The organism is Devosia aquimaris, from assembly GCF_020169335.1.
Classification (GTDB): Bacteria; Pseudomonadota; Alphaproteobacteria; order Rhizobiales; family Devosiaceae; genus Devosia; species Devosia aquimaris.
Genome location: NZ_JAIEZN010000001.1, coordinates 1,658,453 through 1,684,724 on the forward strand (window position 1 = coordinate 1,658,453; position 26,272 = coordinate 1,684,724).

Here is a 26,272-nt window from a genome sequence, read left to right on the forward strand (position 1 = left end):
CTCTATGGATGTGCCGGCAACTGCCATTTTGGAAGTTTTTCTGAATAATTGCGGCCAGCGTAAACTTCTTGGCCGCCATGATGTGCGCGTCCGCTTCCACAATTCAAGTCAATTCGGCGCTAGAGTAAATGCCGGGGCCCGGCGCGCCCGTTTTGACTGCAGCCGACCCCGCTTGGTCGTAAACCAATGCAGCGTAGACCTTGTTGCATTCAGTCAATCTGAACCCTACAAGACGAGTCAGCTAACAACACAGTGGGCAAAGGTGCAGGATCAACGCCTGATGTTTGGGGGGTGGGCGATGGCGGTAGTGGCGGTGTTCGCCATTGCGCTGGGCGCCCGCACGGTGATCGGGGAGACACGTGTCTATCTGGCCACTGGCAATACCGGCGCCGCTCGCATAGTCGAGGTTGCCGAAGGTCGCGCCGATATCGGCCTGGCCACCCAGTCGCAAAAAGCCTTCCTGCTTGATTGTGGCCAGACCCTGACGGCCCAGATCTCTCCGGCAGTGCTGGCGCTGACGCCCGAGCAGCGCGGCCTGTTGGCACCCACATGCCGCAGCATTGCGCAGCGCGCCATTGCCGCAAGCCCGACAAACGCCTTTGCCTATGTCATTCAGGCCATAGCCGCAGCGTCGATGGGCGATGACGAACAATACAATCAGAGCCTGCAACTGTCCTATCTCACCGGGCTCAATGAAGAGTGGATCGCTGAGTGGCGCTTGCTGCTGGTCCAGCGCCAGGGCGACCGCACCAGCGCAGACCTGGCCAACTATCACGACGACGATATTCGCCTGATGATCCGCAGTTTCCGCGGCATTTCCACCATTGCTGCTTATTTTGTTTCCAACGACGCTTTTCGCGATCGGGTGACCGCCTTGCTCGACAGCCTTTCGCCAGCGGACCAGTCCCGCTTCCTGTCCTATGTGCGGCGTCAGATCGGATAGGACATGGCAGATATTTCCATGAGATCGAGCCGTTCGCGGTCCGCAAGCCGCGGGCAGCCCGGGCAGTCCCGCATCAATGGCGCCCTGTTCGTCGCACTTGCCTTGATTGTTGTCCTGGCCCCGCTACCGTTGGGCAGTGCGCGGCCACTACCCTGGGGCATCTGGACAGCCCTTCTGGGCACGCTGGCCCTCATCTATCTCGCCGTGCTGGGTTTCCGCCGCGAGAAACTGCGCGTGCCGCTGAGCAACATTGCAATTCCGGCAGCCCTGTCGGCAGCGACCTGCCTGTTCCTCGTGGTTCAGGTCCTGCCCATTCCCATGGCCGTGCCGCTGGCCAATGGCTTTCAGCTCCACCTGCCGCAGATCAGCCTGACGCCCGAGATGACCTTGCTCATGCTCACGCGGCAGATCGGCTTTGGCCTGCTGTTTTTCATGGTGCTGCAGATCTCGGTCAACGATGCGCGGCGCTCGCTGCTGCTGCATGTGTTGCTGCTGTCCATCCTGGCCTATGCGATCTACGCCGAGATTTCGCTCCAGACCGGCGACACTATCCTGGGCGTGCCCAAGTGGGCCTATCTCGGATCGGCAACCGGCCCCTTCGTCAACCGCAACTCCTTCGCGACCTTCCTCGCCTTCGGCGCCGTGCTCTGCATGGCAAGGATCAGCGGCCTGCTGATGCGCCAGCACGAACGGCATCGCGACGACGGTCGCGTTCAGGGCACTGGCAGCCGCGTCATGCTCTATGCGACCGGCTATGTGTTCCTGATTGCCATTATCGTGGCGACCAAGTCCCGCATGGGGTTGGCAGCGACCGGCGTTGCTTCACTGACGATCATCGGTATCACGGCTCTCGCCATGGGACGGCGCCGCATCATGCTGATCGCCGCGCCGGTGGTGCTCGTTGCCATGGCGGTGGGGGCGCTGCTGTTCGGGCAGTCGCTGTTTGACCGCGTCGAGGGTCTCGACGCTACCAGCGACGTGCGCTTCTCCCTCTATGCAGAAACACTGCGCCTGATCGCCATGCGGCCCTGGACTGGCTTTGGCGGCGGCAGTTTTGAAATGGCCTACCCGGTGATCCACACCGACGCAGTGGACATCAACTACATCTGGGATCGTGCCCACAACACCTACCTCACGCTCTGGACCGAGCTTGGCCTGGTATTTGGCAGCCTGCTGATCCTGGCGCTGGGTGCCATCACGGTGCAACTGGTCACCGGCCTTGTGCAGCGCAAGGGCTCCTTCACGGCCATCTGCGCCGCCCTGGGGGCCATCACCGTTGGCGCTGTCCATTCCCTGGCCGATTTCAGTCTCGAGATCGAAGCCAATACCTTTGTCTTCCTGACCCTTATCGCGGCGGGCCTAGCCCCCCTTGCGAGCCGAACCGCCAGCAGAACCTATTGATGCTCAACTTCATTCGAAGTCTGTTCGGCACCACGCCCCGGCAAGCGCCGCCGCGCGGCCTGAGCTTTGACCGCTGGCCTGCCGCCGTCTATGCAATCGGCGATATCCACGGCTGCCTGCACGAATTGCGCCAGCTCGAAGAGATGATTGTCCGCGACGCGGCCGGCATTGCTGGCGAAAAGTGGATCCTCTGGCTCGGCGACATGGTTGATCGCGGCCCGTCTTCATCCGCCGTGCTGGACCGGGCCATGGCAAATCCGCCTGCCGGGTTCACCCGCCACTGCCTCATGGGCAATCATGAATCGATGATGCTGCAGTTCATGCAGGCCCCCAATCCGCGCAGTGACTGGCTGTCCTTCGGCGGCATGGAAACGCTCTATTCCTACGGCATGAGCGGCAGCGTGTTCGAGAAGAGCGGTCAACGCCAGTTGCAGGCGATCATTGACAGCCATGTCCCGGCCGATCACCTGGCCTTCATCGAGAGCCTGCCGTTGTGGATCGCCCTGCCCGGCGTCGTGTTCGTCCATGCCGGCATCCGCCGTGGCCTGCCCATGGCCGAGCAGGATGAGCGCGACCTGCTCTGGATTCGGGACGAGTTCTTCGATGCGCCGGACATAGATGGTCTGATTGTGGTGCATGGCCACACGCCCGCGGCCGAGCCCGTGGTCCTCCCAAACCGCCTGTGTCTGGACACGGGAGCCTTTGCCACCGGGGCTTTGACCGCGGCAAGACTGCAGCCGGGCCAACCGCCCCACCTGCTCTCGACGGCGCCGGCTAAATCCGCGCCATCGAAACCTTAATCGCAGATTTGAGTTGCTCGCCATCGATTGGACGGGCTGAATGCAGACACCGATCAGTTCCTGGGGATACAGACTAGATGGAAGAGACTGAATTCGACATTCGCGGAATATTCAGCCTCCTCCGCCGGCAATTGCGTCTCATTCTTGTCACGGTAATAGCGGTGGTGGGTCTTGCCACGCTGGTCGCATTTTCGCTGACGCCAACCTACACCGCCTCGGCGCTCGTGCTGGTTGACCCCAGCAACAAGAACCTGCTCAACCCGGAAACGCAGATGACCACTGCCGGCGCCGACAGCGCCCGCATCGACAGCGAGGTGGAGCTTGCGCGCTCTGACAATGTCCTGCTGCGTGTCATCAGCGATCGAAACCTCACCACCGACAAGGAATTCGGTGTGTCCCTGGGCCTGACGGCCCGCATCCTGAGTTTTCTGCGCGTCGCCGAGCCTACCCTGCCCTCGGGGCAACAGGCGCTCAACGAAACCCTGACGGCGTTGCGCAACGCCACCAGCGTGCAGCGGCGCGGCCTGACCTATCTGGTCTCCGTACAGGTCCGCTCCGAAGATCCGGCCAAGGCTGCCGACCTCGCCAATGCGATCACCGAGGTCTACATCCAGGATCAGCTCGCCTCCAAGGTCAACAGCGTGATGAGTTCACGCGATATTCTGCAGGCTCGCATCGCGCAGGCCCGTGACGCCATCGGTCGTTCTGAGAGCTCATTCGACGACTTCATCCAGTCCAATATGCAGCTGATCAGCGAGGACACCGGGCGCACGGACCTGGCCAATATGCAGGCCGAGCTGCAGGCCCTGGCAGAAGCCCGCACAAGCGACACCTCAACCATCGCCGAAGTCCAGAAGTCGTTGCAGGACAACAACTGGTCCAGCCTTGTCTCAGAGCTGCAGTCTGATGCCTTGGCCGAGCTGGAGCGTCAGCGCACCCAGTTGGTGGGCTCCCTCAATTCGGCAACGGACGCCTCGGCCGAAAGCCTGCGCGCCCAATTGGCCGAGATCGAACAGCGCCTGCGCACAACGGCCACCGCCGAAGTCAATAACCTGGAGCAATCCGTGCGTGCCACCCAGGATCGCGAGACAAGCCTGCGGCAGAACCTGCGTGAGGAAGTGCTCAAGAGCCCACTGTCCGGCGACGTGCTGGCTCAGCTCTATGAACTGCAGCAGGGCGCCGAACTGGCGCGCACGCAGTATCAGACGCTGCTGGCCCGCGCCCAGGAACTTGGGGCCCAGGCCGATCTTCAGCTGGCAGACAGCCGCATTGTTTCGCCCGCCCTTGAGCCGCAGTCGCCATCGTTCCCCAACAAGGCGCTCATCATTGCCGTCGCCGCAGTGTTTGCCATCGGCCTGGGCGTGGTGCTGGCTCTGCTCTACGAAAACCTGATTGGCGGCTTTACCAGCGAGGAGCAGGTCAGCTCGGTGCTGCGCACGCCTGTTGCGGCGACAATCCCGCGCGAGCGCGCCAAGTCTGAACGCGAAAGCATCGCCAATCTCATGGTGACCTCGCCGCTGTCGGTCTTTGCCGAATCCGTGCGCCGAACACGTGCCGCCGTCGAGAACTCAATGAAGGTCTCGGCCACGCCACGGCCTGGCGGCAAGGTCGTGATGGTCACCTCGACCATGCCCAACGAGGGCAAGACCACCCTGGCCCTGGCGCTCGCCCGCTCCTATTCACTTTTTGGCCAGTCCACCCTGCTGATCGACTGCGACTTGCGCAAGCCCAGCATTCATCGCCATCTCAACCTCGAACCCGACCACAGCCTGCTCGACCTGCTGAGCGAAACCACGGCGGAGAAGGACTTCAGCCAGGTTGTGCTCACCGATGCGCTGACCGCCACCTCGATGATCGTTGGCTCCCGCCGCAGTGATATTCCCACTGACCAGTTGCTGGCAGGCAAGGCCTTCCAGCGCCTTCTGGACGCGGCGCGTGCATCATTTGACGTCGTGGTGCTCGATACGCCGCCCGTCGGTCCTGTCGTGGATGGGCTCTATCTTGCCCAGTTTGTCGACGCCATCGTCTTTGTGACCCGCTGGGCATCGACCTCGCAGCGCGAGGCGCGTCGCGCAGTTGAGAGCCTTACGGTGTCCAAGCCTGCCGAGGCCAAGATCACCACCGTGCTCAACCAGCAGGATCTCACCCGTTCCGGCTATGGCCGCAAATATGGCAGCTACTATTCCTACAACACCTGAGCCAACGGTCCCTTGGGACCGCTAGCAGCCGCACATCGCCTCATGCGGCCGGCGCCAGGCGCCGGCCGCATCTTTGTGTGGTCTCGGCCTCGTGTGACACCACCTCTGACTGACTGACCGGCTTCGATTTGCATGCCGCCAGATCTCACGAAAGCCGGACATGGCTGGCGCAATGCGCTGCCACGACCAATCGCCTCGAGCCCGCAAACCACGGTACAGTTGCATATCGGCCCGTGGTTAGCGCGGCTGCAGCAGATTGATGGTCACCTGGTCTTCCTCTCGGCGCGCAGAGCGCCCTGCCCTGCCAAACTGCCGACGCTCGAGGGCTTGCAGCCCATTCGCCGAGCCGGGTCACCACCGTGGTTGCCTTCCGGGACGTCATTGGCGACGCGACGCGGCACCACGCCGCACGTCGGCGTGGGCATGACAGTTGCTTTGGCATCTTGATGCACCGGGGAGAAGCAACGCTCTCGGCATTTCCCAGTGGTGCCAGTGTTCCCCCGTGGCAACGCGAACTGCGGACGACCTGACGTCTTGCCGCAGCACAAAGAAAAACGGCGGGCCTGAGCCCGCCGCAATCTAGAATTCCCGATAACCTGACAGATTAGGTCCGGCTACCCGGTGTGCCACCGCCCGGCGTCGTTGTACCACCGCCCGGCGTCGTGGTCGTGCTCTGGTTCGGATCAGTCGTCAGGGTCGGACCACCGCCACCCGACGAGGGGGTGTCAGTAAAGGTCACACCGCCACCACCGCCGCCTTGCTGCTGACCACCGGGGCCGGCACCGGTCGCACCAGAGTTAGCCTGCTCAATTGCATCCTGAAGTTCTGGAGAAAGCGACGCAACGGTGTCGGCGCGGTCCTGCTCCGACAACAGGGCCAGCGCAGCCGAACACGCTGTCACGTTCTCTGGCGACGGATCGGCAGCAGCAGTCTCGCACGCGGGCAAAGCGACCACGGCCGCACTTGCCGGCATAGCGAAACCCGACACAATTGATGCAGCGAGCGCACCGGCGACTATGTACTTCTTCATGTGATCACTCCAAGCTTGATCCGGGTCCAATTCGCGTCTGCACTAACCGTCACGCGACGGCAGAAAGTTAATCTATTCTTAATGCCACAATAGAGTGCAGGCAAGTCTAAACAAAGCCGCATGGTAAACGTTGGCACCCGCAACAAGGGCGAAAACCTCGTGTATTCCAGCTATTTCACGAATCTGCATAGCTAATATGCAAAAAGGGGAGGCAGCGCCTCCCCTTCGATCATCCGTCCTGAAATGAGACAGTCTATAGCGTCAGCCAGCCGACCAGACGCGCGGATCTGCTGTGGCGATCGAGCGCAGACGGTAGCCGGCCTGCGAGCGCGTTTTCACCTCGGCGGCCAGATTGTCGAGGACAAAGTCGCCTGCATTGGTCTTGACGATGAGGACCGCATGCGGCTCGCCGCGGCGGGTGTAGGTGGTCGCCATGCGCAACGCACCTGCCGGAACGCCCTTGCTGATCAGGCGAGCACGCTTGGTCAGCGCGTAGTCTTCACAGTCCCCGCTTGAACCGCCGATCTTCCAGTTGTCGATCGGGCCCGTCTCAGCGCGGTAGCGCATGCTGCGATTGACGCTGGAATTCACCTGGCTGAGCAGGCCCATCAGGCGATCCGACATCTCGACAGAGCTGCGGCTATCGGCCTTGCAGCTGCTGGCATAGTTGATGCAAAAAATCTGCATGCCCTGCGGCGGACGCGCGGCCATGGCAGGAGCCGTGGAAACAGCGGCAACCAAAAGCGCTGCACCGGCAACAGTAGCGATAAACTTGGTGAACATTTGAGCCATCCCCTGATGAGTAGATGTCAGCAGGATGCGCGCAGCCGATTGCCGCCGAATTTGAAAATTCGATACAATTTTATTCAAATCGCGCGATCTGGGCGCAGGCTCAGTCCTCAGATAGCCTGCAACCATCGCTAAGGCGTTGAAAAGATTGAATCGTTTGGCTGAAAACCAGGCTCAAAACAGATTCAAATTATGCGCATTTGCCGCCAAGTGATTCAGCGCAAACAGTTTTTTGCCTCCCACCCGGCTGTCACACGTAGCGGGAAATCGCCGCCCCCGCCCTGCCCGCTTGGCAAATACGTCAAGCCGGACAAGGCGACTGGCTCCCATTGCTGTCACATGCTAGTCAGGCGCGTTCCCAGCGGGAGTTCTCCCTTGTCCAGCCCAACTGCCGACAGAATCTGCTTTGTGACCAATGGCACGCCTGAGGCCGATGCGGCCGCCGCCCGTCTCAAGCAGCGCTATGGCGAATACCCGATCGACACCGCAGATGTGGTGGTAGCCCTGGGTGGCGACGGCCTGATGCTGCAAACCCTGCACCGGGTGATGCGTCTCGGCGTGCCGGTCTATGGCATGAACTTCGGCTCGGTCGGCTTCATGATGAATGCCTTCTCCGAGGATGCTCTGGACGAACGGCTCGATGCTGTCCAGCGCACCCGCATCTATCCGTTGTCGATGCAGGTGCTCGACAGCTCCGGCCAGACCCGGCAGGCCCTTGCGCTGAACGAAGTGTCCCTGTTTCGCTCGACCTACCAGGCGGCCAAGCTCCAGATCGTGGTCGACGGCGAAACCCGCCTGGATGAGCTCATCTGCGACGGAGCCCTGTTGTCAACGCCGGCTGGCTCCACCGCCTATAACCTGTCTGCCCACGGACCCATCCTGCCCATCGAGGCACCGCTGCTGGCGCTGACACCGATTTCTCCGTTCCGCCCGCGGCGCTGGCGCGGAGCGATCCTCTCCAACCGCGCGGTGGTCAAGTTCATTACCCGCGAGGCGGTCAAGCGCCCTGTCAGCGCGGTCGCAGACAATGTCGAGTTCCAGAATGTGCTGGAAGTCACTGTTTTCGAAGATCGCTCGCACGGGGTGACCCTGCTGTTTGATCCCGGAACAAGCCTGGAAGAACGCGTGCTCAGCGAGCAGTTCCGCTTCTAGGCCGCGGGCAGCGCCAGCCAGGCCTCTGCCTCTTCCTCCGGTAGCGCCATGGGCGTCCTTGCCTCAATGGCAAACGCAGCCATCACGCCACGCGCCGCCTTGCGCGCCAGAAGGATATTCTGCTCGCTGAGATAGGCGAATGCCTCTTCAAGCTCCGGCGGGATGACCCCATCGTGCTCGGCGATGAGTTCCTCTGTCAGGGCCGTCACCACATAGTGCCGGGCGCCGGCATCGTCGGCGAGGTCTGTTGCGCGGGCATGCATCACCAGACGGGCAACCAGATTGCGGACGCCCTCGGCCAGGCCGCAGCGCGCCAGCAGGGCATTGAGCGCGGCCCGACTGCCGCTCTCGAGCAGTGTGAACACCTTCAGCCGCGGCGTCTGCGCCAGCTCGGCCAGGCAATCGGCAAAGAACATGACATGGCCCGTCACCACCGCATGCAGGAGTATGCGCGTGTTGAGCCTCTCGCTGGCCACCAGATCGGCCACATAGTTGGGGCTGGGGTTGCTGGCCTCTCGCTCGCCAATGGCGGTCAGCGCCGTATCCTCGCTATCGCGCAACAGCCTACCGAGCCGGTCAGGCGCCAGCGCCCCCTTGACGATGCGGGCGTTGCGCAAGGCTTCCGTGGCCTTCTGCACCAGCAGCAGCCGTGCCGCGGCTGGCAAATCCTTGCGCGCCAGCAGAAGGCCGCGCATCACGGCGTCCTCTCCATGCGCCTGCGCCAGGCTCAGCAATTGGCCATCGATGAAGGTGATATCGTCCCGTCGCAACAGGCGCTGCGTCAGCCCCAGGTCTTGGCGGGCAATCAGAGCGGCTGCCAGCCGGGCACTGACGCGCGTGCGCTGGCTGATCGAGACCAGCCGTGGAACATCGAGCGTTCGCACCAGGCCGATCAGATCGGCGTCGATCAACACCGGCGAATACTGCAGCACGGCCCGGGCAACAACCGCGCTGTCATGCAGCAGCGCCAGCATGATCGGCCGCGGCGCCGCTGGCGAATGCAGCAGACCGTAAGCCAGCGCTGCACGCACCTTGACCGATGGATCCTCAAGGAACCCGATCAGGGCAGCGTAGAGCGCCGCGTGTTCATCGGCGGGGCCGACATGATTGAGATAGGCCAAGGCGGAGAGATGGGCCGCGCTGCCGCGTTCCTCGCTGTCGGGCGACCGGGAAAGGGACACGAACTCCTGATACGCAACCATATGACACTCCGCACATCGGCGGAGATCACCCTAAAGACGAAGGTTTAAGGAAGCGTTCACCATAAAACCCTGATGCGCCAAGCGAACTAGAACGTGGCCAGCACCATGTTGAACAGCTGCGACAGGCCCGTCCAGGCCACGCCAACCAGTGCCCACGATGCCAGTGCCAGCGCCAGCACCAGCCAGCCTCGCGGCAGCCGGGCGATACTATGGGTCGGCACGTGAGATGCAGACAATCGCATGATGTCTCCTCCTCTGGCTGCCGGCAGTGGTCTGCCGTTTGCGGCCGATCCGTTCGGCGCCCACAATCTGTGCGCGCCAGGTGTTAACCGAAACCTAAGACGCAGCTGCAGCTTTGAGGCGAACAGCGCGCGAACCACACATGGGAACTAACGGGCCAGTGCTGCCAAGAGTTGCACTAGCGGGCATAAAGCTGGGTAAAGAACGCGCCGCCATCGCCCCCCTGCGACGTCGTGGCAGGCAATGACTCGGGCTCATTCTTGAACAGGCCGGTGAACGACATGTTCTCCGGGGAGAAGCGAGACGGGATCGGCGGTGCTGCGGCAACTGTCGGCGCACCGCCGACCATCTGCTGCGCCGCAAAATTGGCGTTGGCGTCGCCTGCTTCGTGCTTGGATACCAGCACACGATACACGTCGCGAATGGTGCGGGCCTGGCCGTTCGAATAAAAGATCGCGCGATTGGCCGAGGCCTGCCTGGGAAACAGGTCCGCCGCGATCTGGTCCGGATTCTGCAGGCCTGCCGTGAACATCCGCTCGGCCCCCTGGGCCCCCAGGAAATGGGCTATGTAGAGTTCACCCGCGCTGGGCATGCGGCCGAAGCGGCTGCGCAGATAGTCGCCATTGGATTTGGTGAACGCGGCCGCCAGGTCTGACGCCACCTGCGGGTCTTCCCGCAGCTTGAGGATCTTGGCCTTCGTCGCCGGATCATCGATGACATAGTCGCCACCGCCGCTGCGTCGGATGCTGTCGGCATATTGGCCGTATCCCAGCCTGGGCCCCTCTTCCTTCATCACCTGCAGCCAGGTGCCTTCGAGAAACTGGAACAGCCCGACAGCCGACGAGGTTTGCGCCTTGGCCTGAGGATTGAGGCTGCTCTCGCGCATCGCCGTCTGCAGAAGGTAGTCGAAATCAACGCCATTCCGATCACCGGCTGCCGTCAGCACATAGGCCAGACTTTGGGGTACGGAAATCGGCTGCACGCCCATGACGGGATGACGGTCCTCAGGAATCGGTTATCGACATGTTAACACCCGCAGAAGTTAACCGCGCGTTAACCATGCCGTTTTCAGCGATCTGCGGGTGCTTTCCAGGGGCGGACAATGTCAGCCAGAGGCGGACGCGGGCGGTCTTCTACCGCGACCGTTGGCGTACCGATGTGGACGAAGCCTACGAAACGCTCGCCTGCCCCCGCGCCAAGCATGGCGCCGGCATCCTCGTCAAAGGCGTACCACCTGGTCACCCAGCTGGCCCCGAAGCCAAAGGCGGCGGCGGCATTGAGCAGGTTGAAGGCAACGTTGCCGGCAGACAGCAATTGCTCAAACTCTGGAACCTTGGGATGGGGTTGCGGCGCCGAAATCACGCCCACCACCAGCGGCGCCGGCAGAAAACGCTGGCGCTCAACCTCCAGACTTGCCTCGTCCAGTCCGGGCGTCTTGCGAGCGGCAATATCGGCCAGGGCCATGCCGGCATTGACGCGATCATCACCGGCGATCAGCACCAGCCGCCACGGCGCCAGCTTGCCGTGGTCTGGCACACGGGTCGCAATGGTCAGAATTTGCTCGAGCTGCTGTGCGTCAGGGCCCGGCCCAGCCAGAAAGCCAACACCGACGGAACGGCGGGTCATCAGGTAGTCGCGCAGGGCTGGATTGGCGGGCATGGCTATGTTCCTTTTCGTCGCTGGAACACATAGTCATTTTGCGGCCACCTTGCCACCGGCGGCGCATCACTGAGACAATTTTGCTTCATCGCCGCACTGCGGTGTTTTCATACCGGCAGCTCTGTGACACAGCTTTCCCCAAATCGCCGTCCAGGCGGTGCACTGATTCAGCCGCGCGAGATTTCAGGAGCCCAGATGCGTTTGCAACGGACACTAGCCCTGCTGCTCACCCTGATGATCATGCTGGGCAGTCCCGTGCCGCTGGCAAGCACGCAGGCCATTGCCCAGGAGGCCGGCACGGCAGCCGAAATGCCGCCCATGCCGCGCCCCCGCCCCACCGATCGTGCGCCCACCGAGGCGCCACCGGCCACGCCGACCGAGGCCACCGAGGCCATCGCGGAAATGGTCTCCACACCCCAGAGCGTCACGTTGACCGCCAGCATTGTGCCCGACGGGCCGCCCATCCCAGACGGTCTCGTCTGGCGCGTGTTCGACACGACGCCCGATGCCAGCGGCGAGTTGGCGCTTGTAGCCAAATCCGACCAGGGCACGGCACAGGTCGAGCTGCCGCCGGGCGAATACATGGTGCACGTCGCCTATGGACGCGCACAGGCGAGCGAAGCCCTGTCGGTCGTGCCGGGCGGCAATACGCTCGCCGTCGTGCTTGACGCTGGAGCCTTGCGGCTCAATTCGGCCATTACTGGCGACATTCCAATTCCCCCTGCCCTTCTCAAGTTCGACATCCTGAGTGGCCCCGACGAATCCTCGCGGCAGGTGGTTGCCGAGGGACTGTTACCCAATGACATTGTCACCCTCAATTCGGGCACCTACCACGTTATTTCCTACTTCGGCACCGTCAATGCGGTGGTGCGGGCCGACCTGCGTGTCGAACCCGGCCAGCTGACCGATGCAACCCTCTACCATCATGCAAGCCAGGTCTCATTCAAGCTGGTGTCGGAAGAAGGCGGCGAGGCCATTGCCGACGTCGAATGGACCGTCAAGACCTCGGACGGCACGACCGTCTTCACCGATCTGGGCGCCTTCCCGGCCACCGTTCTGGCCGAGGGCGACTACCTGGTCCTCGCCAAACAGGGGGACAAGGTCTTCAACCGTGAGTTCCAGGTTCAGTCCGGCGCTGCACGTGAAGTGGAAGTGCTCACCAGCATCTACTGAGCTACCAGACATTTGGCCACACTGGCGTCGGCGCCGCGCCGACACCATGTCTATTGCCTATTGTAGCGCGCATGCCGATGGCTCAGATTGCGCCAAAACTCCAGGGAGACTCCAGCATGATGATCAGACCGCCGTCCAAACGTCGACTTGCCGTCTTAGCCGCCGCATGCCTGGTCAGCGTGGCCGTGCCACTGACGCCGGCCTGGGCCGAAAAGACCAAGACCAAGCCAGCCGTCACCGCCCAGGCCATGGTCCCGCCCGAAGTGACGGTGGAAATTCCCACCATAACCATGGAGGGCTCCAATGTGGACGAGGACACGTTGCGCGCCATCTTCAGCGGCAACATTGTCGACAATGCCGAAGCATTGGCGGGTTTGACAGCCGACAGCATTGGCATTCCGGCCATCACCATCCACATCACCTCCACCGTCGACGGCGAGCAAGCCGAAGCCACAGCCACCATCATAGACCTTGCTCTGTCCGAGGTGTCCAATGGTGTTGCCGGCGCGGTCACCATGGCCGGCGTCAGCCTGGATGCGGGCGATCAGGGCAGCGGTGAGTTCGGCGAACTGTCGGCAAACAGCGTCAACCTGGCCGCAATGCTGAGCATGTATGGCCTGGTGCCTGCAGCCGATGCCAATGGCTTTGCCACCATCTACAAGGACTTCCGTTTCGCCGGCGGCAGCTTCACTTCGCCCGAGGTCACCTGTGATTTCGGCGAGATGACCGCCGCGGAATTCAAGGCGCGTCCGCTCAAGACCTCACTGATGGAAATGATGACCTTGGCCAGCGCGCTCGAAAGCCAGGGCGACAAGCCTTCGCCCGAGCTGATGGGCAAGATCGTGCATATGTATGCCGATATCTTCAGTGCGTTTGAATCGTCCCCCGTCCACTACGATGGCCTGAGCTGCGACGGCACGGACGACAATGACGAGCCCGTGCAGATCACGATTGCCAGCATTGATGTCGACGGCATGTCGCCGGGCACCTACCCCGGCGTTTCTGTCGATGGCATCGACATTCTTGCCGGAGAGGATGGCGCCGTTAGCCTCGGCAACTTTACGTTCAAGCCCATGGACATCAGCGGCCCCATCGCAACGGTCCAGGCTGCCCCGGCTGAACTGGACGAGGCCTGGTTTGCTGCCAATGCCCGCGCCCTGATCCCGGCTTTTGCCGGCTTCTCCTTCAGCGATGTGGCCGTGGACGTGCCGGATCCCGAAGCCGAAGCCGCCCGTATTGTGGCGAGCATCGCCAGTTTCGATCTGTCGCTGGGCAACTATCGCAATGGCATCCCGGCCACGGTCAGCACCAACGCCAGCCACATCATGCTCGATCTGCCTACCGACACCAACGACGAGCAGCTGCAGATGCTGCTGGCTCTGGGTGTTACTTCGATCGACGCAGGCTTCACTGTCGACGCAGGCTGGGATGAAGCCACCAATACAATCAAGGTCAATGACATCTCGGTCACCGGCGCGGACCTGGCCACAGTCAAACTGGCTGGAACCATTGCCAACGCCACCGAGGCGTTGTTCAGCACCGACGAGAATGCAGCCATGATGGCGGCGATGGGCGTGGCGATCAGCAACCTCAAGCTTGACGTCACCGACATGGGCCTGTCCGATCTTGTGCTGTCCATTGCCAGCCAGGATCAGGGCAGCGACGCAGCGACGCTGCGCACGGTCTATTCCGGCCTTGCAGAAGGCACCATCGTGAGCATGCTCGCCGGTGCGGCGGAAGCGCAGAAGGTCGGCGCGGCAGTCAGCGCCTTCGTTTCCGGCAAGGCCAAGCAGCTGTCCATCGACCTGACGGCCAAGCAACCCCCGGGCCTTGGCATGATGGATTTCATGGCGGCCGAGGAAGACCCCACGGTGCTGATCGGCAAGGTCAACATCTCAGCCACTGCCAAGTGAAACAAAGGGGCCGCCCATGGGCGGCCCCTTTCCTTTTGGTACGATGCATCGGGGGCCGGCTTGGCTCCGCCAGCACGCCAGTATCAGCAGCGATAGTATTGGCGGTACCAGCTGACAAAATTGGCGACACCGGCCTGGATCGGCGTCCTTGGCAACTCGCCCACCAGCGCCCGCAGAAGCGTCGTATCGGCAGCAGTCTCTCGTGGATCGCCGGCCTGCATAGGCAGGAAATTGCACTTGGCGGCCTGCCCCAGGGCACTCTCGATCGCCTGCACAAAGTCCATCAGCAACTCAGGATGCCCACCCGCCAGGTTGACGGTCCGGAACGGCGCCACCGGCGACAGAGAATCTGCCTCAACCGGCGCACCCTTGACCGGCGGGAGATCCACCAGCCGGATGACCGCGGTGACAAGGTCGTCGATATAGGTGAAGTCACGGCGCATCTCGCCCTGACCAAAAATGTCGATCGTACGACCTTCGAGGATCGCCGCCACGAATTTGAACAGCGCCATGTCCGGCCGGCCCCAGGGACCATAGACGGTGAAGAACCGCAGCATGGTGGTGGGGATGCCGAAGAGATGCGCATAGGAATGCGCCATCGCCTCGCCGCCCTTCTTGGTCGCGGCATACAGCGAGATCGGCGCATCGGCCGCATCACGCTCGGAGAATGGCAATTTCGTATTGCCGCCATAGACAGAGCTGGTGGAGGCAAACAGCAGATGCCGGGGCTGATGCGCCCGCACGGCTTCCAGGAGATTGGCGCTGCCGACCAGGTTCGAGCTGATATAGCTTTGCGGTTGCTCAATGCTGTACCGCACGCCAGCCTGGGCTGCCATGTGCAGCACGACTTCGGCTTCGGACTGCTGCAAGGCTCGGCTGAGCCCTTCGGCATCCTCCAGCCGTGCTTCCAGGAAGCTGAATTGTTCGAAGCCAGCGAGTTCGGCCAGCCGGGCGCGCTTGAGCGCAACGTCATAGTAGTCCGTCACCGCGTCGTAGCCGGTCACGCTGTGCCCGGCCTCCAGAAGACGTCGGGCAAGCGTGTATCCGATGAAACCGGCCGTGCCGGTGATGAAGAACTTCACGGTTTTCTCTTCCCCTTGCACGTCCCGCGCTGCGCTGCCGGCCACGTGTCGACGCCGCGTCTCCCCGGTCGCGCGGGGAGCAACTGCAGCAGCAGCCGCTCCACCGTTTGCCCAGTCTTTTATTCAGCAGCGTCCGTCAGGCTCAGCGTTTCATTCTCAACCAATGGCCGGCCAATGCTGTAATAGGCAAAGCCGTGCTTGCTGGCCTCGCCATGGCTGTAGACATTGCGCAAATCGACCAGCACGGGTGCGTTCATGGTCTCCCGCAGGCGGTCCAAATCGAGCGAGCGGAACTCGTTCCATTCCGTGATGAGCACGAGCGCGTCCGCATCCTTTGCGACTTCATAGGCGCCCTTGGCAAAGGTCACCTTGTCGATCATGCTCCGTGCCGGCTCCATGCCCTGCGGGTCATAGGCGACCACATGGGCACCCTTGTCGAGCAGCCCCTGGATAATGTCGATGGAGGGCGCCTCGCGCATGTCGTCGGTATTGGGTTTGAACGTCAGCCCCAGAACACCGATTGTCTTGCCACGCACGTCGCCGCCACAAGCCGCGATGACTTTGCGCGACATGGCGCGCTTGCGCTGGTCATTGATCGAGACTGTGGTCTCCACCAGCCGCATGGGGCTTCCGAAGTCCTGCGCGATCTTGACCAGAGCCAGCGTGTCCTTGGGAAAGCAGGAACCGCCATAGCCCGGCCCGGCATGCAGGAACTTGCTGCCGATACGATTATCCAGGCCGATACCACGCGCCACTTCCTGCACATTGCCGCCGGCCGCCTCGCAGAGGTCAGCGATTTCGTTGATGAACGTGATCTTCATCGCCAGGAAGGCGTTGGCAGCATATTTGATCAGCTCCGCCGTGCGGCGGTTGGTGAACATCAGCGGTGCCTGGTTGAGATAGAGCGGTCGGTAGACCTCGGACATCACCTCGCGGGCGCGTTCATCCTCGATACCCACCACGATGCGATCGGGGCGCTTGAAGTCGTCAATGGCAGCGCCTTCGCGCAGGAATTCAGGATTGGACACCACCGCCACATCTGCGTCGGGGTTGGTGGAGGCAATGATATGGGCCACTTCGTCACCCGTGCCCACCGGCACCGTGGACTTGGTTGCCACGACAGTGAACCCCGAAACGCTGGCCGCCACTTCGCGCGCCACTGCATACACAAAGCTCAGGTCGGCATGGCCGTCACCGCGACGGGAAGGCGTACCGACAGCGATGAACACGACATCGGCGCTGGGTACGGCGCTCGCGAGACTTGTGGTGAACGTCAGGCGACCTGCCGCAACATTGCTGGCGACCAGATCGCTCAGCCCAGGCTCATAGATCGGGATCTGCCCCTGCTCGAGTGCGGCAATCTTGCGCTCGTCCTTGTCGATACACACGACATCGTGGCCGAAGTCCGCAAGGCAGACACCCGTAACCAGGCCGACATAGCCGGACCCTACGATGGCAATCTTCATAGCTCGTACACCCTCACGCTGTGCGACAGACAATACCAACCCGGAAAGACGATGTCGCGTCAGAACTCAAATGACGCAAGTATGGCGCAGCTTAATGATTAATTCTGCCCCCGATTGCGCATGGCTGCCGCATGGCAGCTCTGCAAACCAATGACAGTGCAACAGCCTTCAATACCAATCATTGGCCGCCATGTGCGGAACACGTCCGACATCACTGCCCGTCATCAGGGCTCGACCGCAGACGCTTGATACCGGAGCGGATCGATTTTCCCTCCAGGCGTCGTTTCTTGGACGCCAGCGTCGGTCGGGTCGCCACTCGGAACTTGGGCACATGCGTGCCGGCCACCAGTAGTTCCACCAGCCGCGCCAGGGCATCGGCACGGTTCATTGGCTGGTCGCGGTGGGAATTGGCGGTGATGACAATGACGCCGGCCTTGGTCAGGCGCCGCCCGGCCAGTGCAGCGACACGCCGCTTCACCGGCTCTGGCAGCGAGGGCGAGTTGACCAGGTCAAAGCGCAGCTGCACTGCGCTCGACACCTTGTTGACATTTTGTCCGCCCGGGCCGGCCGCGCGGACAAAACTCTCTTCGATTTCGGACGGGTCAATGGAAATCGAGCGGGTTATGACGATGGGATCGGCCACGCTCGCCCTCCCGTCAGCTGCGCAGGCGACCCGCGAAGATGATCTCACCTTCGTGGATCGTCAGGCCCTTGATGGTGGCCCGGTATTTGCCGGGCATGCCCTCGGCTGGAATGACCCAGCCTTTCTTGAGCATGCCGGCAAATACCTTTTCGCCGATATCCTTGAAATCGCCCGGCCCAAGCGCATTGTCCTCACCCAGATGGGTCAGTGCCTTGATCTCGCGATTGGACGGTCTTTGCGGCATGGCGTCAGGCAGCCTTTTCCTTGAGGTCCGGCGGCGTCGCTTCGGCCATCAGGGACACCAGGGCATCCATGAACGGCTCGACCTTCTGGCCCTCGGTGCCGAGGCGACGCACGGAGACCGTGCCCTCCTCGGCCTCGCGCTTGCCGACCACGAACATCAGCGGCACCTTGCCGACGGAATGCTCGCGCACCTTGTAGTTGATCTTCTCGTTGCGCACGTCGAGCTCGGCACGGATGCCGGCGGCCTTGAGCTGGCGCACCAGCTTTTCGGCATAGCCATCGGCTTCCGAGACGATGGTCGCCACCACCACCTGGGTCGGGGCCAACCACATCGGCATCTTGCCGGCGTAGTTCTCGATCAGCATGCCGATGAAGCGCTCGAGCGACCCCAGGATCGCCCGGTGCAGCATCACCGCATACTGGCGCGAGCCGTCTTCGGCGATGTAGGTCGCGTCAAGGCGCTCGGGCAGCACATAGTCGAGCTGCAACGTGCCCACCTGCCAGCTGCGGCCGATGGCGTCCTTAAGGTGGAACTCAAGCTTGGGCGCATAGAAGGCGCCCTCGCCTTCTGCGATCTCGAAATCATAGCCGGTGGCGCGCAGGGCATCGCCCAGCGCCTTCTCGGCCGCATCCCAGCGCTCGATAGTACCACCGAACTTTTCCGGACGCGTCGCCAGCTTGATGACCACATTGTCAAAGCCCATGTGGGCGTAGACCGAATAGAGCAGATGCACGAAATGCTCGGTCTCCGACTGGATCTGGTCTTCGCGGCAGAAGATGTGGGCATCGTCCTGCGTCATCTGGCGCACACGCATCAGCCCGTGCAGCGCACCATGGGCCTCATTGCGATGGCAGCAGCCGAACTCGGCCATGCGTAGCGGCAGGTCGCGATAGCTCTTTATGCCCTGGTTGAAGATCTGCACATGCGCCGGGCAGTTCATCGGCTTGAGCGCCATCAGCTCGCCCTTGCCGCTGAGCACCGGACCTTCATCCTCGGTGCCGGGCACTTCGTCAGGCACCACGAACATGTTCTCGCGATACTTGCCCCAATGGCCCGACTGCTCCCAGAACTTCGAGCTCATCAGCTGCGGCGTCTTGACCTCGACATAGCCCGAGCCATTCAGACGGCGGCGGATATAGGCCTCCATCTGGTTGAACAGCACATAGCCCTTGGGATGCCAGAACACGCTGCCCTGCGCCTCGGACTGGAAATGATAGAGGTCCATTTCCTGGCCGATCTTGCGATGGTCGCGCTTTTCGGCCTCTTCCACCATGTGCAGATAAGCGTCCAGCTCATCCTTGGTCGCAAACGCCGTGCCATAGATGCGGCTCAGCACCGGATTGTTGCTGTCGCCACGCCAATAGGCGCCGGCCACCTTGGTCAGCTTGAACGCCATGCCGACGTCCTTGACGCTGCGCATGTGTGGGCCGCGGCACAGATCGATCCACTGGCCCTGCTTGTACATCTTGAGCGACTGCTCGGCCGGAATGGCGTCAACCAGCTCGACCTTGAAGTTCTCGCCACGGGCGGCAAAGAAATCCTTGGCCTGGTCGCGCGTCCAGACTTCCTTGGTAAAGGCGGCGCCGCGCTCGATGATCTCGGCCATCTTCTTCTCGATGGCCGGAAAATCCTCTTCCGAGAACGGCTCATCGCGCTTGAAGTCGTAGTAGAAGCCGTTTTCGATCACCGGGCCGATCGTCACCTGCGTGGACGGCCACAACTCCTGCACCGCTTCGGCAAGCACGTGTGCGGCATCGTGCCGGATCAGCTCCAGCACGTCCTTGGACCCGCTATCACGCGTGACGAACTCGATCTTGCCGTCTTCGTTGAGCGGGTCACTCAGGTCCGACAGCACGCCGTTCCAGCGCATCGCGACCGTCTTCTTGGCCAGGCTCTTGGAGATCCCTTCGACCACGGTGGTGCCGGTGGTGCCACGCGTATAGTCGCGAGCTGCACCATCGGGGAACGTCACCTTGATCGACATTTTAAGTCTCCAGAAATTGGGTTTGCTGTTGTGGTTGTCACAACAAGGCGGCCTGTCTAGCACGGATTTTGGCCTTTTCCAGCCAAGGGCGCCAAAATCTCAGTCCTGACAACGCAGAACAGTCACTGTCTCAGGACCAGCGGCCATAGAGCCAGGGCCGATACCACCGCCCTGCAGTCGGCAGACTGTCGGGCACCGGATCGTAGCCATGTGTGCCGCCCGGACGGCAGCGCCAGAACCGGGCCAGGCCCATCCAGCCGCCCGGCCAGAAGCCGAAGGTCCAGATGGCCTTGCCGGTATATTCCGAGCAGGTCGGCAGGTGCCGGCAGGTTCGTCCGGTAAATGCAGAGAGCGTGTAGCGATAGACGGTGATGAGAAAAACTGCGGCCAGCTTGAACGGCAGGTCCACCACGCGCCAGAAAAACGACACGACTCGATCCATCAAGGCGCTGCCCTAAGCGATTCTGGCGATTGAGCTTTTTCCAACGCCTCCACCACCGCATCAAACACCAGTAGCGTCGACATGTGCCGGGCGGGAAAAGCCCGGACCGGCTCGAGATAGCCCAGATCGCTCCATTTGCCCTGCGGTGGGGCGCCTTCTGCCTTGAGCATCGCGTGCATGGTCTCCCGCACCGCGCGAAACTCCGCAACAGGTGTGCCGACGATCTCGCGCGCCACGACGGCTGCCGACGTCTGCCCCAATGCGCAGGCCGACACGTCATGACCATAACCAACGATGACCCCATCGCGGAGCTTGATGTCGACCTCGATCACCGAACCGCATACCCGGCTGACCTTACGCGCCGATGCATCAGGCCGCTCCAAGCGAGGCGGCTGCACCGCATTGCCCGCAAGATCGAGGATTTTCTGCGAATAGAGTTCGCTCAGTTCCATTTATCGAACAATTCTGTTTCTTGTCGCGGTCACGGACGCTGCCTATATAGGTCTTCCCTGGCGTTCTGTCAGGGCCGCGCGAACCAGTGGTCCGAAATCAACGCGGCTGCGTAATGTCTTGGTGCAAAGGAGCCACCCCATGGATGCCCATCCCAAGACGCTCGGCGCCGTGCCTGCCCCAACCACTCCCGTCCAGCGCCCCTCCAGGGACCAAGCAGAGGCGGCAGTGCGCACGCTGATCGCCTGGGCCGGCGATGATCCTTCGCGCGAGGGTCTGCTCGAGACCCCTGCCCGCGTGGCAAAGGCCTATGGCGAGTTCTTCGCCGGCTACGAACAGGATGCTGGAACGGTCCTCTCCAAGACCTTCCGTGATGTCGGCGGCTATGATGACATCGTGCTGGTCCGTGATATCCCCTTCAATTCCCATTGCGAGCACCACATGGTGCCTTTCGTCGGCAAGGCCCATATCGCCTATCTGCCCCACGACGGCGTGGTGGGCCTGTCCAAACTGGCACGGCTGGTCGAAGTCTTCGCCCGTCGCCTGCAGACGCAGGAAAACCTCACGGCCCAGATTGTTGATGCCATCAATGAGCATCTCAATCCGCGGGGCGTCGCTGTGATGCTCGAAGCTGAACACATGTGCATGTCGATGCGTGGCGTACGGGCGCATGGCGCCTCGACCATTACCCACCGCTTCACCGGCGTCTTCGCCGAGGATCGCGTTGAGCAGGATCGCTTCCTGGCCATGATCGGTCGGCGCTGAGCCAACAAGCCACTGGATTTACCGGGCGGGGCAGCGATAGAAGGAGCCATGAGCATTTCCTTCGTTGACCCCGCCGCCCTTACGCACGATCAGCTGGAAGAGGGCACCGAGTTTGCGCCGCGCTTCGACGCCGCGGGACTGGTGACTGTCGTCACCATCGAGGCCTCCACCAAGGACGTGCTGATGCTGGCGCACATGAATGCGCAGGCCCTGTCTCTCACTCTTGAAACTGGCATAGCCCACTACTGGTCTCGCTCGCGCGGCAAGATCTGGAAAAAGGGCGAGACCTCAGGCGAGCTGCAGGAGGTGGTTGAGCTGCGCACCGACTGCGATCAGGACGCCATCGTGCTCACCGTGAACCAGACCGGCCGCGGCGCCGCCTGCCACACCGGCCGAAAGAGCTGCTTTTATCGTCGCGCGGTGGTCGAGAGCGGCTCGGCGCGTCTTGAAGACACCGGCCTGCCACGCCTGTTTGATCCCAAGGACGTCTACACGGCCTGAGGCGCGCTGCTCCGCTCGAACAACCCGACCATCAACAGCCCGGCGATAAAACCGCCAAGATGCGCCTGCCAGGCGACATCCACCTGCGCGCCGATCAACAGCGGCAGCAGTGGAACGGCAGCATTGAGCACCAGCCAGATCAGGATGAACGCGCGGGCGCGGCTGTTGCCCCACACTTCGGCGAAGCCAGCCAGGCGTCGCCCAGCCACCACCCGTTCACCCGTCACGGGATGCTGCACAATGATGAGCGGCTGGAAGATGAAGCGCATGGCTGCGCCGGTCAGTCCCGAAATACCCCCCGATGCGCCGATCAGGAAGGCCCCGGTATTCAGCGTCGTTGCGGCAAAGAAAGCCGCACCCGCAGCGGCCGAGACCAGGAAGATGGCCATCATCGGCCCTGCCCCGTAGCGCCGTGCGACAGGCGTGCCGAAGATCACCAGCCAGGCGACGTTGAAGATCAGATGCTCCCAGCTTCCGTGCAGGAACGCATGGCTGAACGGCGTCCAGATCAGCGGTATCGCCAGCGACAGATCATTGGGCGCCTCGATGATTCTCTGCGGCAGGAAGGCGAACCAGAAGATCAGCTGCGTCATCCCATCGGGGTTAAGCACCAGGGTTGATGCAAGGTGAATCGCCACCATCACGCCGGCCAGCGCGGCAATCGCGCCCGGCAGCAGGAACACCGGCTCCCGCCCGGCGGGCTGGGCCGTTTCCGGCGGGGGACCTTGTTCAACCATCACTTCACTCCGACTCGCTGCTGGCCTGCGGCTTCCAGCTTTCTTTTCCACATCGGGACAGCCGCGTTAACCTTAACTTTTGTTTAAGGGCGCTTTTGCGACCCGGTTTTGCCAATGTCTGCGCACGGCGGGAGCGTCCAGCGGCTTGGACGCGCGACTTTCGATTGGCGGATCAGGACATGCAAAAGGCGAGCACCAAGACGCTCTACGACTACTGGAATTCCATTCGTGGATCGCGCAGCGCGCCCGAGCGCAAGGACATCGATCCCACCCGGATTCGTGATGCCTTGGCCAATACCTTTATCCTCGAGCTCGATGAAGGCGACAAGTTCTCCTTCCGCCTTGCGGGTTCGCACCTGTGTTCAAGCTATTGCCGTGAACTCAAGGGCCGCTCCTTCTCCGGCCTTTGGCACGAGCGCGACAGCGACGCCATGGATACGCTCATCCGCGCCGTGACCGAGGATCACGCCGTCGCGCTGGTCACCTTCCAGGGCACCACGGCGATCCACACCAAGGTCACCTTCGAGATGATCCTGATGCCGCTGCGTCACAACGGCTCGACCCACACCCGCCTGCTCGGCGCCATGACGGCGATCGACGAGCCCTATTGGCTGGGCGTGCAGCCCATCATGGAACAGCGCATCTCGGGCCTGCGCCTGATCTGGCCGGATGATATCGCCCTTGAGGACAAGGTGCGCGAGGTCTCCACCAAGATCGTCAATGAAGCCCCCTATGGCAGCTCGGCGACACCGATGGCCATGCCGGCCGTTGTCTATGGCCGCAGCGCGCGCCGCTATGCCCATCTGGCTGTTCTGGACGGCGGCCGACAGTAACCGCGCAAGATACCGAACACTGACAATTTGCGCGGTTATTGCTGCGCAAATCCAGCACAAAACAACAATGCATTAACCAGACCTGCCTAGAGTGATCCCAATCACCCACAGGGCCATGTAGTCAGGCGAATGCTGAGCGACGAACTCCCCTCACCGCAATTCATCGCCCCTGTGCGCGCCCGCGCCAACGAGGGGAAGTTTCAGCGCGTGCAGGTGTCCGTGCTAGGCCGCTACATGCTGGCCGACCGGCGGGAGTTTCCCTGCCAGGTTCTCGAAATGTCACCCGGCGACGCGATCGTCATCGCCCCGGCCGCCGGCCAGGTTGGCGAGCGTGTCATTGCCTATCTCGATCAGATCGGCCGCATCGAGGGCACGATCATCAACCAGATCGAGGGCGGCTTCCTGATGGACATCGCTGCCTCGCCGCGCAAGCGTGACAAGATGGCTGCCCAGCTGACCTGGCTGGCCAACAAGGACGTGCTCAATCTCCCCGAGGATCGCCGCCACGAGCGCGTCGTGCCCGACATCCGTCATTCCACCGTCGTCCTCGACGACGGTCGGCGCTACAATTGCAAGATCATCGATATCTCGCTCTCGGGCGCCGCCATCGAACTGGACGTGCGCCCCGCCATCGGCACGCCGGTGACCCTGGGCCGCATGCGCGCCCGCGTCATGCGCCATTTCCAGGACGGCGTCGCCGTCGAGTTCTCCTCGGCCCAGGAAATGCTCACCGTGGTGCAGCAGAATCTGCGCATGAACTGAAGCGCGGGCCCGATCCCGCGCCATTGTGACTGCACAGGCGCACACGAAGCGCTATGACAGTGTGATGACACTGCGCCGCCTTTCCCTGCTTTCCCTATTGTTGTCCCTGCTCTTCGCGCCCGCAGCCTGGGCTGATGGCAAGGCGGATTGGCGCGACTACGCCTGGCAGACCATTCGCCTCGCCGATTGCCGGGGCGACAGCAGAAGCGCCGTTTGCCCGCCCTACCACCAGAAGTGGGATTGGAAGCGCGACCAGTGGGTGGACATTGCCCTGACCATCACCGGCACCAGGCTTGCACTCACCCAGACCCTGACCAACCGCGCCATCCGTGATGACGACCATGTCTGCGTCACCGTTGTGGTCGTCGATACCGCCGGCAAAGACATACTGGTTCACCACCAGAACTGGCAGATGGACCCCGGCCAGTCCCGCAGCGACCACTTTGCCTACACCTCAGCGCGCCTGCCCGATGCCGTGGCAATCCATATCGGCTCAAAACAATGCCGCCGGGGCGCCCATCAGGATGATGCTGTGCTCGCCAGGGTAGAAGCCGGAATCAAGCGCTGAGCCGTTCTGGCCAAGTGCCTGATCTGCATGGTTAACCAGCCCGGAATCCATTCGATAAAACACGCATAAAAACTACGCGGCAGTTTTCGGACCGGCGCAAGTCGCCCCCCCTAACGTGATCTCCATCAGGGAGATTACACAATGCCTTCGAGCAAAAAGGGACTGGGAGCGACACTGCTGGGCGCCATGCTGGTGCTGACCGCGCTGGCCGCCCCGACACTGGCGTTCGACATGACCAATGTTGCCTTTGTGCAGACCCGTGCTGGCGTCGCCAGCATCCCGGTCGGTCACGCCGAGTTCTGCCAGCAGCGCCCGCAGGAATGCGGTCCCAATGCCCAGCAGGTCTCCGCCGTATCGCTGACTGAGCCTCTCTGGCAGCAGTTGCTGACCGTCAACGCCCAGGTCAACGCCGCCGTGGTGCCGGTTACCGACGAACAGCTCTACAAGGTCTCCGAGTTCTGGACCTATCCCAATGGCTACGGCGACTGCGAAGACTATGCGCTCGAAAAGCGTCGCCAGCTGATCGACATGGGCTGGCCCGTCAGCACCCTGCTGATGACGGTCGTCAAGCAGCCCAATGGCGAGGGCCATGCCGTGCTCATGGTCCGCACCGACCGTGGTGACCTGGTTCTCGACAATCAGGTGGGCAGCGTCGATCTGTGGAATGCCACGCCCTACAAGTTCATCAAGCGCCAGTCCCAGGCCAATGCCGGCCAGTGGGTCGACATGATCGACGACCGCCAGGTTGTCGTCGCCACCGCCGCCATTCGCTAGCGCTTGCCAGTTCCGGATCCCGCCAAAGTCCAACCCTGATAGGGATCTGAAGAGCAAGGCCGGTGTCGCGCTGCGACACCGGCCTTGCTGTATTGGTCAGTCAGTGGACAGCGTCCCTGCCCTTATGGGCGGATCGCCACATAGGCGCCCAGGAACAGCAGGCCCGTAATGAAGGCCCAGCCGAAAGCAACAATCGCCGAGACCAGCGCCGAGGTCATCGACAGCGTGCCATTGTCCTCGTGCCGCCAGCCGATCTGCAGCATGATATAGGGCCCGCACACAAAGCTCATCGCCAGATTGCCCAGCGATCCCAGGAAGGTTTCGCCGTCATAGCGCAGCACAGCCGGCTGGCCGGCGCGCCATTGATAGAGATGCGTCGCCGCGCCAGCGATGCACAGCCCAACCCCGATCAGGAACGCCGCCAGCAAAAGTTCCGTGGTCACACTGCCCCCTGTCGGCGCCCTTGTGTGGTGCGGCGCCGTATTTGTTAACCCTTCATTAAGCATATTGACCCCTCACTG

Annotated in this window: 28 protein-coding genes; 13 read left to right on the forward strand and 15 right to left on the reverse strand. The window is 62.3% G+C overall.

Features of this window, described 5'->3' with window-relative positions; all coding sequences use genetic code 11:
• The first annotated feature begins 4 nt into the window (after positions 1–4).
• The 4 genes from K1177_RS07930 (at position 5) to K1177_RS07945 (ending at position 5,342) form a co-directional block, all read left to right on the forward strand.
• A complete protein-coding gene (locus K1177_RS07930; protein WP_224702741.1) occupies positions 5–943 on the forward strand; it encodes a hypothetical protein in 939 nt (312 codons plus the stop codon).
• A 3-nt stretch (positions 944–946) separates the two neighbouring features.
• Complete coding sequence (locus K1177_RS07935) at positions 947–2,344, forward strand: O-antigen ligase family protein (protein ID WP_224702742.1); 1,398 nt, start codon at positions 947–949, stop codon at positions 2,342–2,344.
• Positions 2,344–3,144, forward strand: coding sequence for a metallophosphoesterase family protein (locus tag K1177_RS07940; protein ID WP_224702743.1), 801 nt, complete (start codon positions 2,344–2,346; stop codon positions 3,142–3,144). Before K1177_RS07935 ends, K1177_RS07940 begins: the two co-directional genes overlap by 1 nt.
• 77 nt (positions 3,145–3,221) lie before the next feature.
• Entirely contained in the window at positions 3,222–5,342 is a 2,121-nt protein-coding gene (locus K1177_RS07945) for a GumC family protein (RefSeq protein ID WP_224702744.1), read from the forward strand.
• A gap of 604 nt (positions 5,343–5,946) precedes the next feature.
• On the opposite strand, the gene K1177_RS07950 is transcribed toward K1177_RS07945, so the two are convergent.
• Together K1177_RS07950 and K1177_RS07955 are read right to left on the reverse strand one after the other, a co-directional pair.
• A complete protein-coding gene (locus K1177_RS07950; protein WP_224702745.1) occupies positions 5,947–6,372 on the reverse strand; it encodes a hypothetical protein in 426 nt (141 codons plus the stop codon).
• A 261-nt stretch (positions 6,373–6,633) separates the two neighbouring features.
• Positions 6,634–7,242, reverse strand: a complete 609-nt coding sequence (locus K1177_RS07955) for a transglutaminase-like cysteine peptidase (protein ID WP_224702746.1) — start codon at positions 7,240–7,242, stop codon at positions 6,634–6,636.
• Between the two features lie 294 nt (positions 7,243–7,536).
• Here K1177_RS07955 and K1177_RS07960 point away from each other — a divergent pair, with 294 nt between their 5' ends.
• The gene (locus K1177_RS07960) at positions 7,537–8,313 is read left to right on the forward strand and encodes an NAD kinase (protein WP_224702747.1); all 777 of its coding nucleotides are present in this window, start codon (positions 7,537–7,539) and stop codon (positions 8,311–8,313) included.
• On the opposite strand, the gene K1177_RS07965 is transcribed toward K1177_RS07960, so the two are convergent.
• From K1177_RS07965 to K1177_RS07980, 4 genes are all read right to left on the reverse strand, one after another.
• Positions 8,310–9,515, reverse strand: coding sequence for a DUF2336 domain-containing protein (locus K1177_RS07965; RefSeq protein ID WP_224702748.1), 1,206 nt, complete (start codon positions 9,513–9,515; stop codon positions 8,310–8,312). The genes K1177_RS07960 and K1177_RS07965 overlap by 4 nt on opposite strands.
• A gap of 86 nt (positions 9,516–9,601) precedes the next feature.
• A complete protein-coding gene (locus tag K1177_RS07970) occupies positions 9,602–9,757 on the reverse strand; it encodes a hypothetical protein (protein WP_224702749.1) in 156 nt (51 codons plus the stop codon).
• A 176-nt stretch (positions 9,758–9,933) separates the two neighbouring features.
• Positions 9,934–10,743, reverse strand: a complete 810-nt coding sequence (locus K1177_RS07975; RefSeq protein ID WP_224702750.1) for a transglycosylase SLT domain-containing protein — start codon at positions 10,741–10,743, stop codon at positions 9,934–9,936.
• 80 nt (positions 10,744–10,823) lie between these two features.
• The gene (locus K1177_RS07980; protein ID WP_224702751.1) at positions 10,824–11,414 is read right to left on the reverse strand and encodes a nitroreductase family protein; all 591 of its coding nucleotides are present in this window, start codon (positions 11,412–11,414) and stop codon (positions 10,824–10,826) included.
• 195 nt (positions 11,415–11,609) lie between these two features.
• On the opposite strand from K1177_RS07980, the gene K1177_RS07985 reads away from it, so the two are divergent.
• Positions 11,610–12,587 (forward strand): hypothetical protein, encoded by a 978-nt coding sequence (locus tag K1177_RS07985; RefSeq protein ID WP_224702752.1) that lies wholly within the window; start codon positions 11,610–11,612, stop codon positions 12,585–12,587.
• 116 nt (positions 12,588–12,703) lie between these two features.
• Entirely contained in the window at positions 12,704–14,500 is a 1,797-nt protein-coding gene (locus K1177_RS07990; RefSeq protein ID WP_224702753.1) for a hypothetical protein, read from the forward strand.
• Positions 14,501–14,583: 83 nt separating this feature from the next.
• On the opposite strand, the gene K1177_RS07995 is transcribed toward K1177_RS07990, so the two are convergent.
• From K1177_RS07995 to K1177_RS08025, 7 genes are all read right to left on the reverse strand, one after another.
• Positions 14,584–15,582: an NAD-dependent epimerase/dehydratase family protein gene (locus K1177_RS07995; protein ID WP_224702754.1), complete on the reverse strand. Its 999-nt coding sequence runs from the start codon at positions 15,580–15,582 to the stop codon at positions 14,584–14,586.
• Positions 15,583–15,701: 119 nt separating this feature from the next.
• On the reverse strand, positions 15,702–17,048 hold the full coding sequence (locus tag K1177_RS08000; protein WP_224702755.1) for a UDP-glucose dehydrogenase family protein: 1,347 nt from the start codon (positions 17,046–17,048) through the stop codon (positions 15,702–15,704).
• Positions 17,049–17,259: 211 nt separating this feature from the next.
• Complete coding sequence (arfB, locus tag K1177_RS08005) at positions 17,260–17,691, reverse strand: alternative ribosome rescue aminoacyl-tRNA hydrolase ArfB (protein WP_224702756.1); 432 nt, start codon at positions 17,689–17,691, stop codon at positions 17,260–17,262.
• 13 nt (positions 17,692–17,704) lie between these two features.
• Complete coding sequence (locus K1177_RS08010; protein WP_137152302.1) at positions 17,705–17,935, reverse strand: hypothetical protein; 231 nt, start codon at positions 17,933–17,935, stop codon at positions 17,705–17,707.
• Between the two features lie 4 nt (positions 17,936–17,939).
• Complete coding sequence (gene thrS, locus K1177_RS08015) at positions 17,940–19,919, reverse strand: threonine--tRNA ligase (protein ID WP_224702757.1); 1,980 nt, start codon at positions 19,917–19,919, stop codon at positions 17,940–17,942.
• Between the two features lie 130 nt (positions 19,920–20,049).
• Positions 20,050–20,349: a membrane protein insertion efficiency factor YidD gene (yidD, locus tag K1177_RS08020; RefSeq protein ID WP_318153281.1), complete on the reverse strand. Its 300-nt coding sequence runs from the start codon at positions 20,347–20,349 to the stop codon at positions 20,050–20,052.
• An 11-nt stretch (positions 20,350–20,360) separates the two neighbouring features.
• Positions 20,361–20,813, reverse strand: coding sequence for an iron-sulfur cluster assembly scaffold protein (locus tag K1177_RS08025; RefSeq protein WP_224702759.1), 453 nt, complete (start codon positions 20,811–20,813; stop codon positions 20,361–20,363).
• A 139-nt stretch (positions 20,814–20,952) separates the two neighbouring features.
• Between K1177_RS08025 and folE the strand changes: the two genes are divergently transcribed.
• Both folE and hisI read left to right on the forward strand, forming a co-directional pair.
• Entirely contained in the window at positions 20,953–21,576 is a 624-nt protein-coding gene (gene folE, locus K1177_RS08030; RefSeq protein WP_224702760.1) for a GTP cyclohydrolase I FolE, read from the forward strand.
• A 48-nt stretch (positions 21,577–21,624) separates the two neighbouring features.
• Positions 21,625–22,077: a phosphoribosyl-AMP cyclohydrolase gene (hisI, locus tag K1177_RS08035; RefSeq protein WP_224702761.1), complete on the forward strand. Its 453-nt coding sequence runs from the start codon at positions 21,625–21,627 to the stop codon at positions 22,075–22,077.
• On the opposite strand, the gene K1177_RS08040 is transcribed toward hisI, so the two are convergent.
• On the reverse strand, positions 22,065–22,814 hold the full coding sequence (locus tag K1177_RS08040) for a rhomboid family intramembrane serine protease (RefSeq protein ID WP_224702762.1): 750 nt from the start codon (positions 22,812–22,814) through the stop codon (positions 22,065–22,067). The genes hisI and K1177_RS08040 overlap by 13 nt on opposite strands.
• A gap of 179 nt (positions 22,815–22,993) precedes the next feature.
• Between K1177_RS08040 and K1177_RS08045 the strand changes: the two genes are divergently transcribed.
• From K1177_RS08045 to K1177_RS08060, 4 genes are all read left to right on the forward strand, one after another.
• Positions 22,994–23,647, forward strand: a complete 654-nt coding sequence (locus K1177_RS08045; RefSeq protein ID WP_224702763.1) for a PAS domain-containing protein — start codon at positions 22,994–22,996, stop codon at positions 23,645–23,647.
• 129 nt (positions 23,648–23,776) lie between these two features.
• Positions 23,777–24,409, forward strand: coding sequence for a PilZ domain-containing protein (locus tag K1177_RS08050; protein ID WP_224702764.1), 633 nt, complete (start codon positions 23,777–23,779; stop codon positions 24,407–24,409).
• Between the two features lie 64 nt (positions 24,410–24,473).
• Positions 24,474–24,977, forward strand: a complete 504-nt coding sequence (locus K1177_RS08055; RefSeq protein WP_224702765.1) for a hypothetical protein — start codon at positions 24,474–24,476, stop codon at positions 24,975–24,977.
• 141 nt (positions 24,978–25,118) lie between these two features.
• Entirely contained in the window at positions 25,119–25,751 is a 633-nt protein-coding gene (locus tag K1177_RS08060; protein ID WP_224702766.1) for a transglutaminase-like cysteine peptidase, read from the forward strand.
• Positions 25,752–25,873: 122 nt separating this feature from the next.
• Here the strand turns inward: K1177_RS08060 and K1177_RS08065 are convergent, their stop codons facing one another.
• Entirely contained in the window at positions 25,874–26,194 is a 321-nt protein-coding gene (locus K1177_RS08065) for a DUF6949 family protein (RefSeq protein ID WP_224702767.1), read from the reverse strand.
• Between the last annotated feature and the right edge of the window lie 78 nt (positions 26,195–26,272).

Coding starts and splice junctions, on each gene's coding strand:
- K1177_RS07930 (WP_224702741.1), top strand. CDS start 5: ATGGATGTGCCGGCAACTGCCATTTTGGAAGTTTTTCTGAATAATTGC.
- K1177_RS07935 (WP_224702742.1), top strand. CDS start 947: ATGGCAGATATTTCCATGAGATCGAGCCGTTCGCGGTCCGCAAGCCGC.
- K1177_RS07940 (WP_224702743.1), top strand. CDS start 2,344: ATGCTCAACTTCATTCGAAGTCTGTTCGGCACCACGCCCCGGCAAGCG.
- K1177_RS07945 (WP_224702744.1), top strand. CDS start 3,222: ATGGAAGAGACTGAATTCGACATTCGCGGAATATTCAGCCTCCTCCGC.
- K1177_RS07950 (WP_224702745.1), bottom strand. CDS start 6,372: ATGAAGAAGTACATAGTCGCCGGTGCGCTCGCTGCATCAATTGTGTCG.
- K1177_RS07965 (WP_224702748.1), bottom strand. CDS start 9,515: ATGGTTGCGTATCAGGAGTTCGTGTCCCTTTCCCGGTCGCCCGACAGC.
- K1177_RS07970 (WP_224702749.1), bottom strand. CDS start 9,757: ATGCGATTGTCTGCATCTCACGTGCCGACCCATAGTATCGCCCGGCTG.
- K1177_RS07975 (WP_224702750.1), bottom strand. CDS start 10,743: ATGGGCGTGCAGCCGATTTCCGTACCCCAAAGTCTGGCCTATGTGCTG.
- K1177_RS07980 (WP_224702751.1), bottom strand. CDS start 11,414: ATGCCCGCCAATCCAGCCCTGCGCGACTACCTGATGACCCGCCGTTCC.
- K1177_RS07985 (WP_224702752.1), top strand. CDS start 11,610: ATGCGTTTGCAACGGACACTAGCCCTGCTGCTCACCCTGATGATCATG.
- K1177_RS07990 (WP_224702753.1), top strand. CDS start 12,704: ATGATGATCAGACCGCCGTCCAAACGTCGACTTGCCGTCTTAGCCGCC.
- K1177_RS08000 (WP_224702755.1), bottom strand. CDS start 17,048: ATGAAGATTGCCATCGTAGGGTCCGGCTATGTCGGCCTGGTTACGGGT.
- K1177_RS08010 (WP_137152302.1), bottom strand. CDS start 17,935: ATGCCGCAAAGACCGTCCAATCGCGAGATCAAGGCACTGACCCATCTG.
- thrS (WP_224702757.1), bottom strand. CDS start 19,919: ATGTCGATCAAGGTGACGTTCCCCGATGGTGCAGCTCGCGACTATACG.
- K1177_RS08025 (WP_224702759.1), bottom strand. CDS start 20,813: ATGGAACTGAGCGAACTCTATTCGCAGAAAATCCTCGATCTTGCGGGC.
- folE (WP_224702760.1), top strand. CDS start 20,953: ATGGATGCCCATCCCAAGACGCTCGGCGCCGTGCCTGCCCCAACCACT.
- hisI (WP_224702761.1), top strand. CDS start 21,625: ATGAGCATTTCCTTCGTTGACCCCGCCGCCCTTACGCACGATCAGCTG.
- K1177_RS08040 (WP_224702762.1), bottom strand. CDS start 22,814: ATGGTTGAACAAGGTCCCCCGCCGGAAACGGCCCAGCCCGCCGGGCGG.
- K1177_RS08045 (WP_224702763.1), top strand. CDS start 22,994: ATGCAAAAGGCGAGCACCAAGACGCTCTACGACTACTGGAATTCCATT.
- K1177_RS08050 (WP_224702764.1), top strand. CDS start 23,777: ATGCTGAGCGACGAACTCCCCTCACCGCAATTCATCGCCCCTGTGCGC.
- K1177_RS08055 (WP_224702765.1), top strand. CDS start 24,474: ATGACACTGCGCCGCCTTTCCCTGCTTTCCCTATTGTTGTCCCTGCTC.
- K1177_RS08060 (WP_224702766.1), top strand. CDS start 25,119: ATGCCTTCGAGCAAAAAGGGACTGGGAGCGACACTGCTGGGCGCCATG.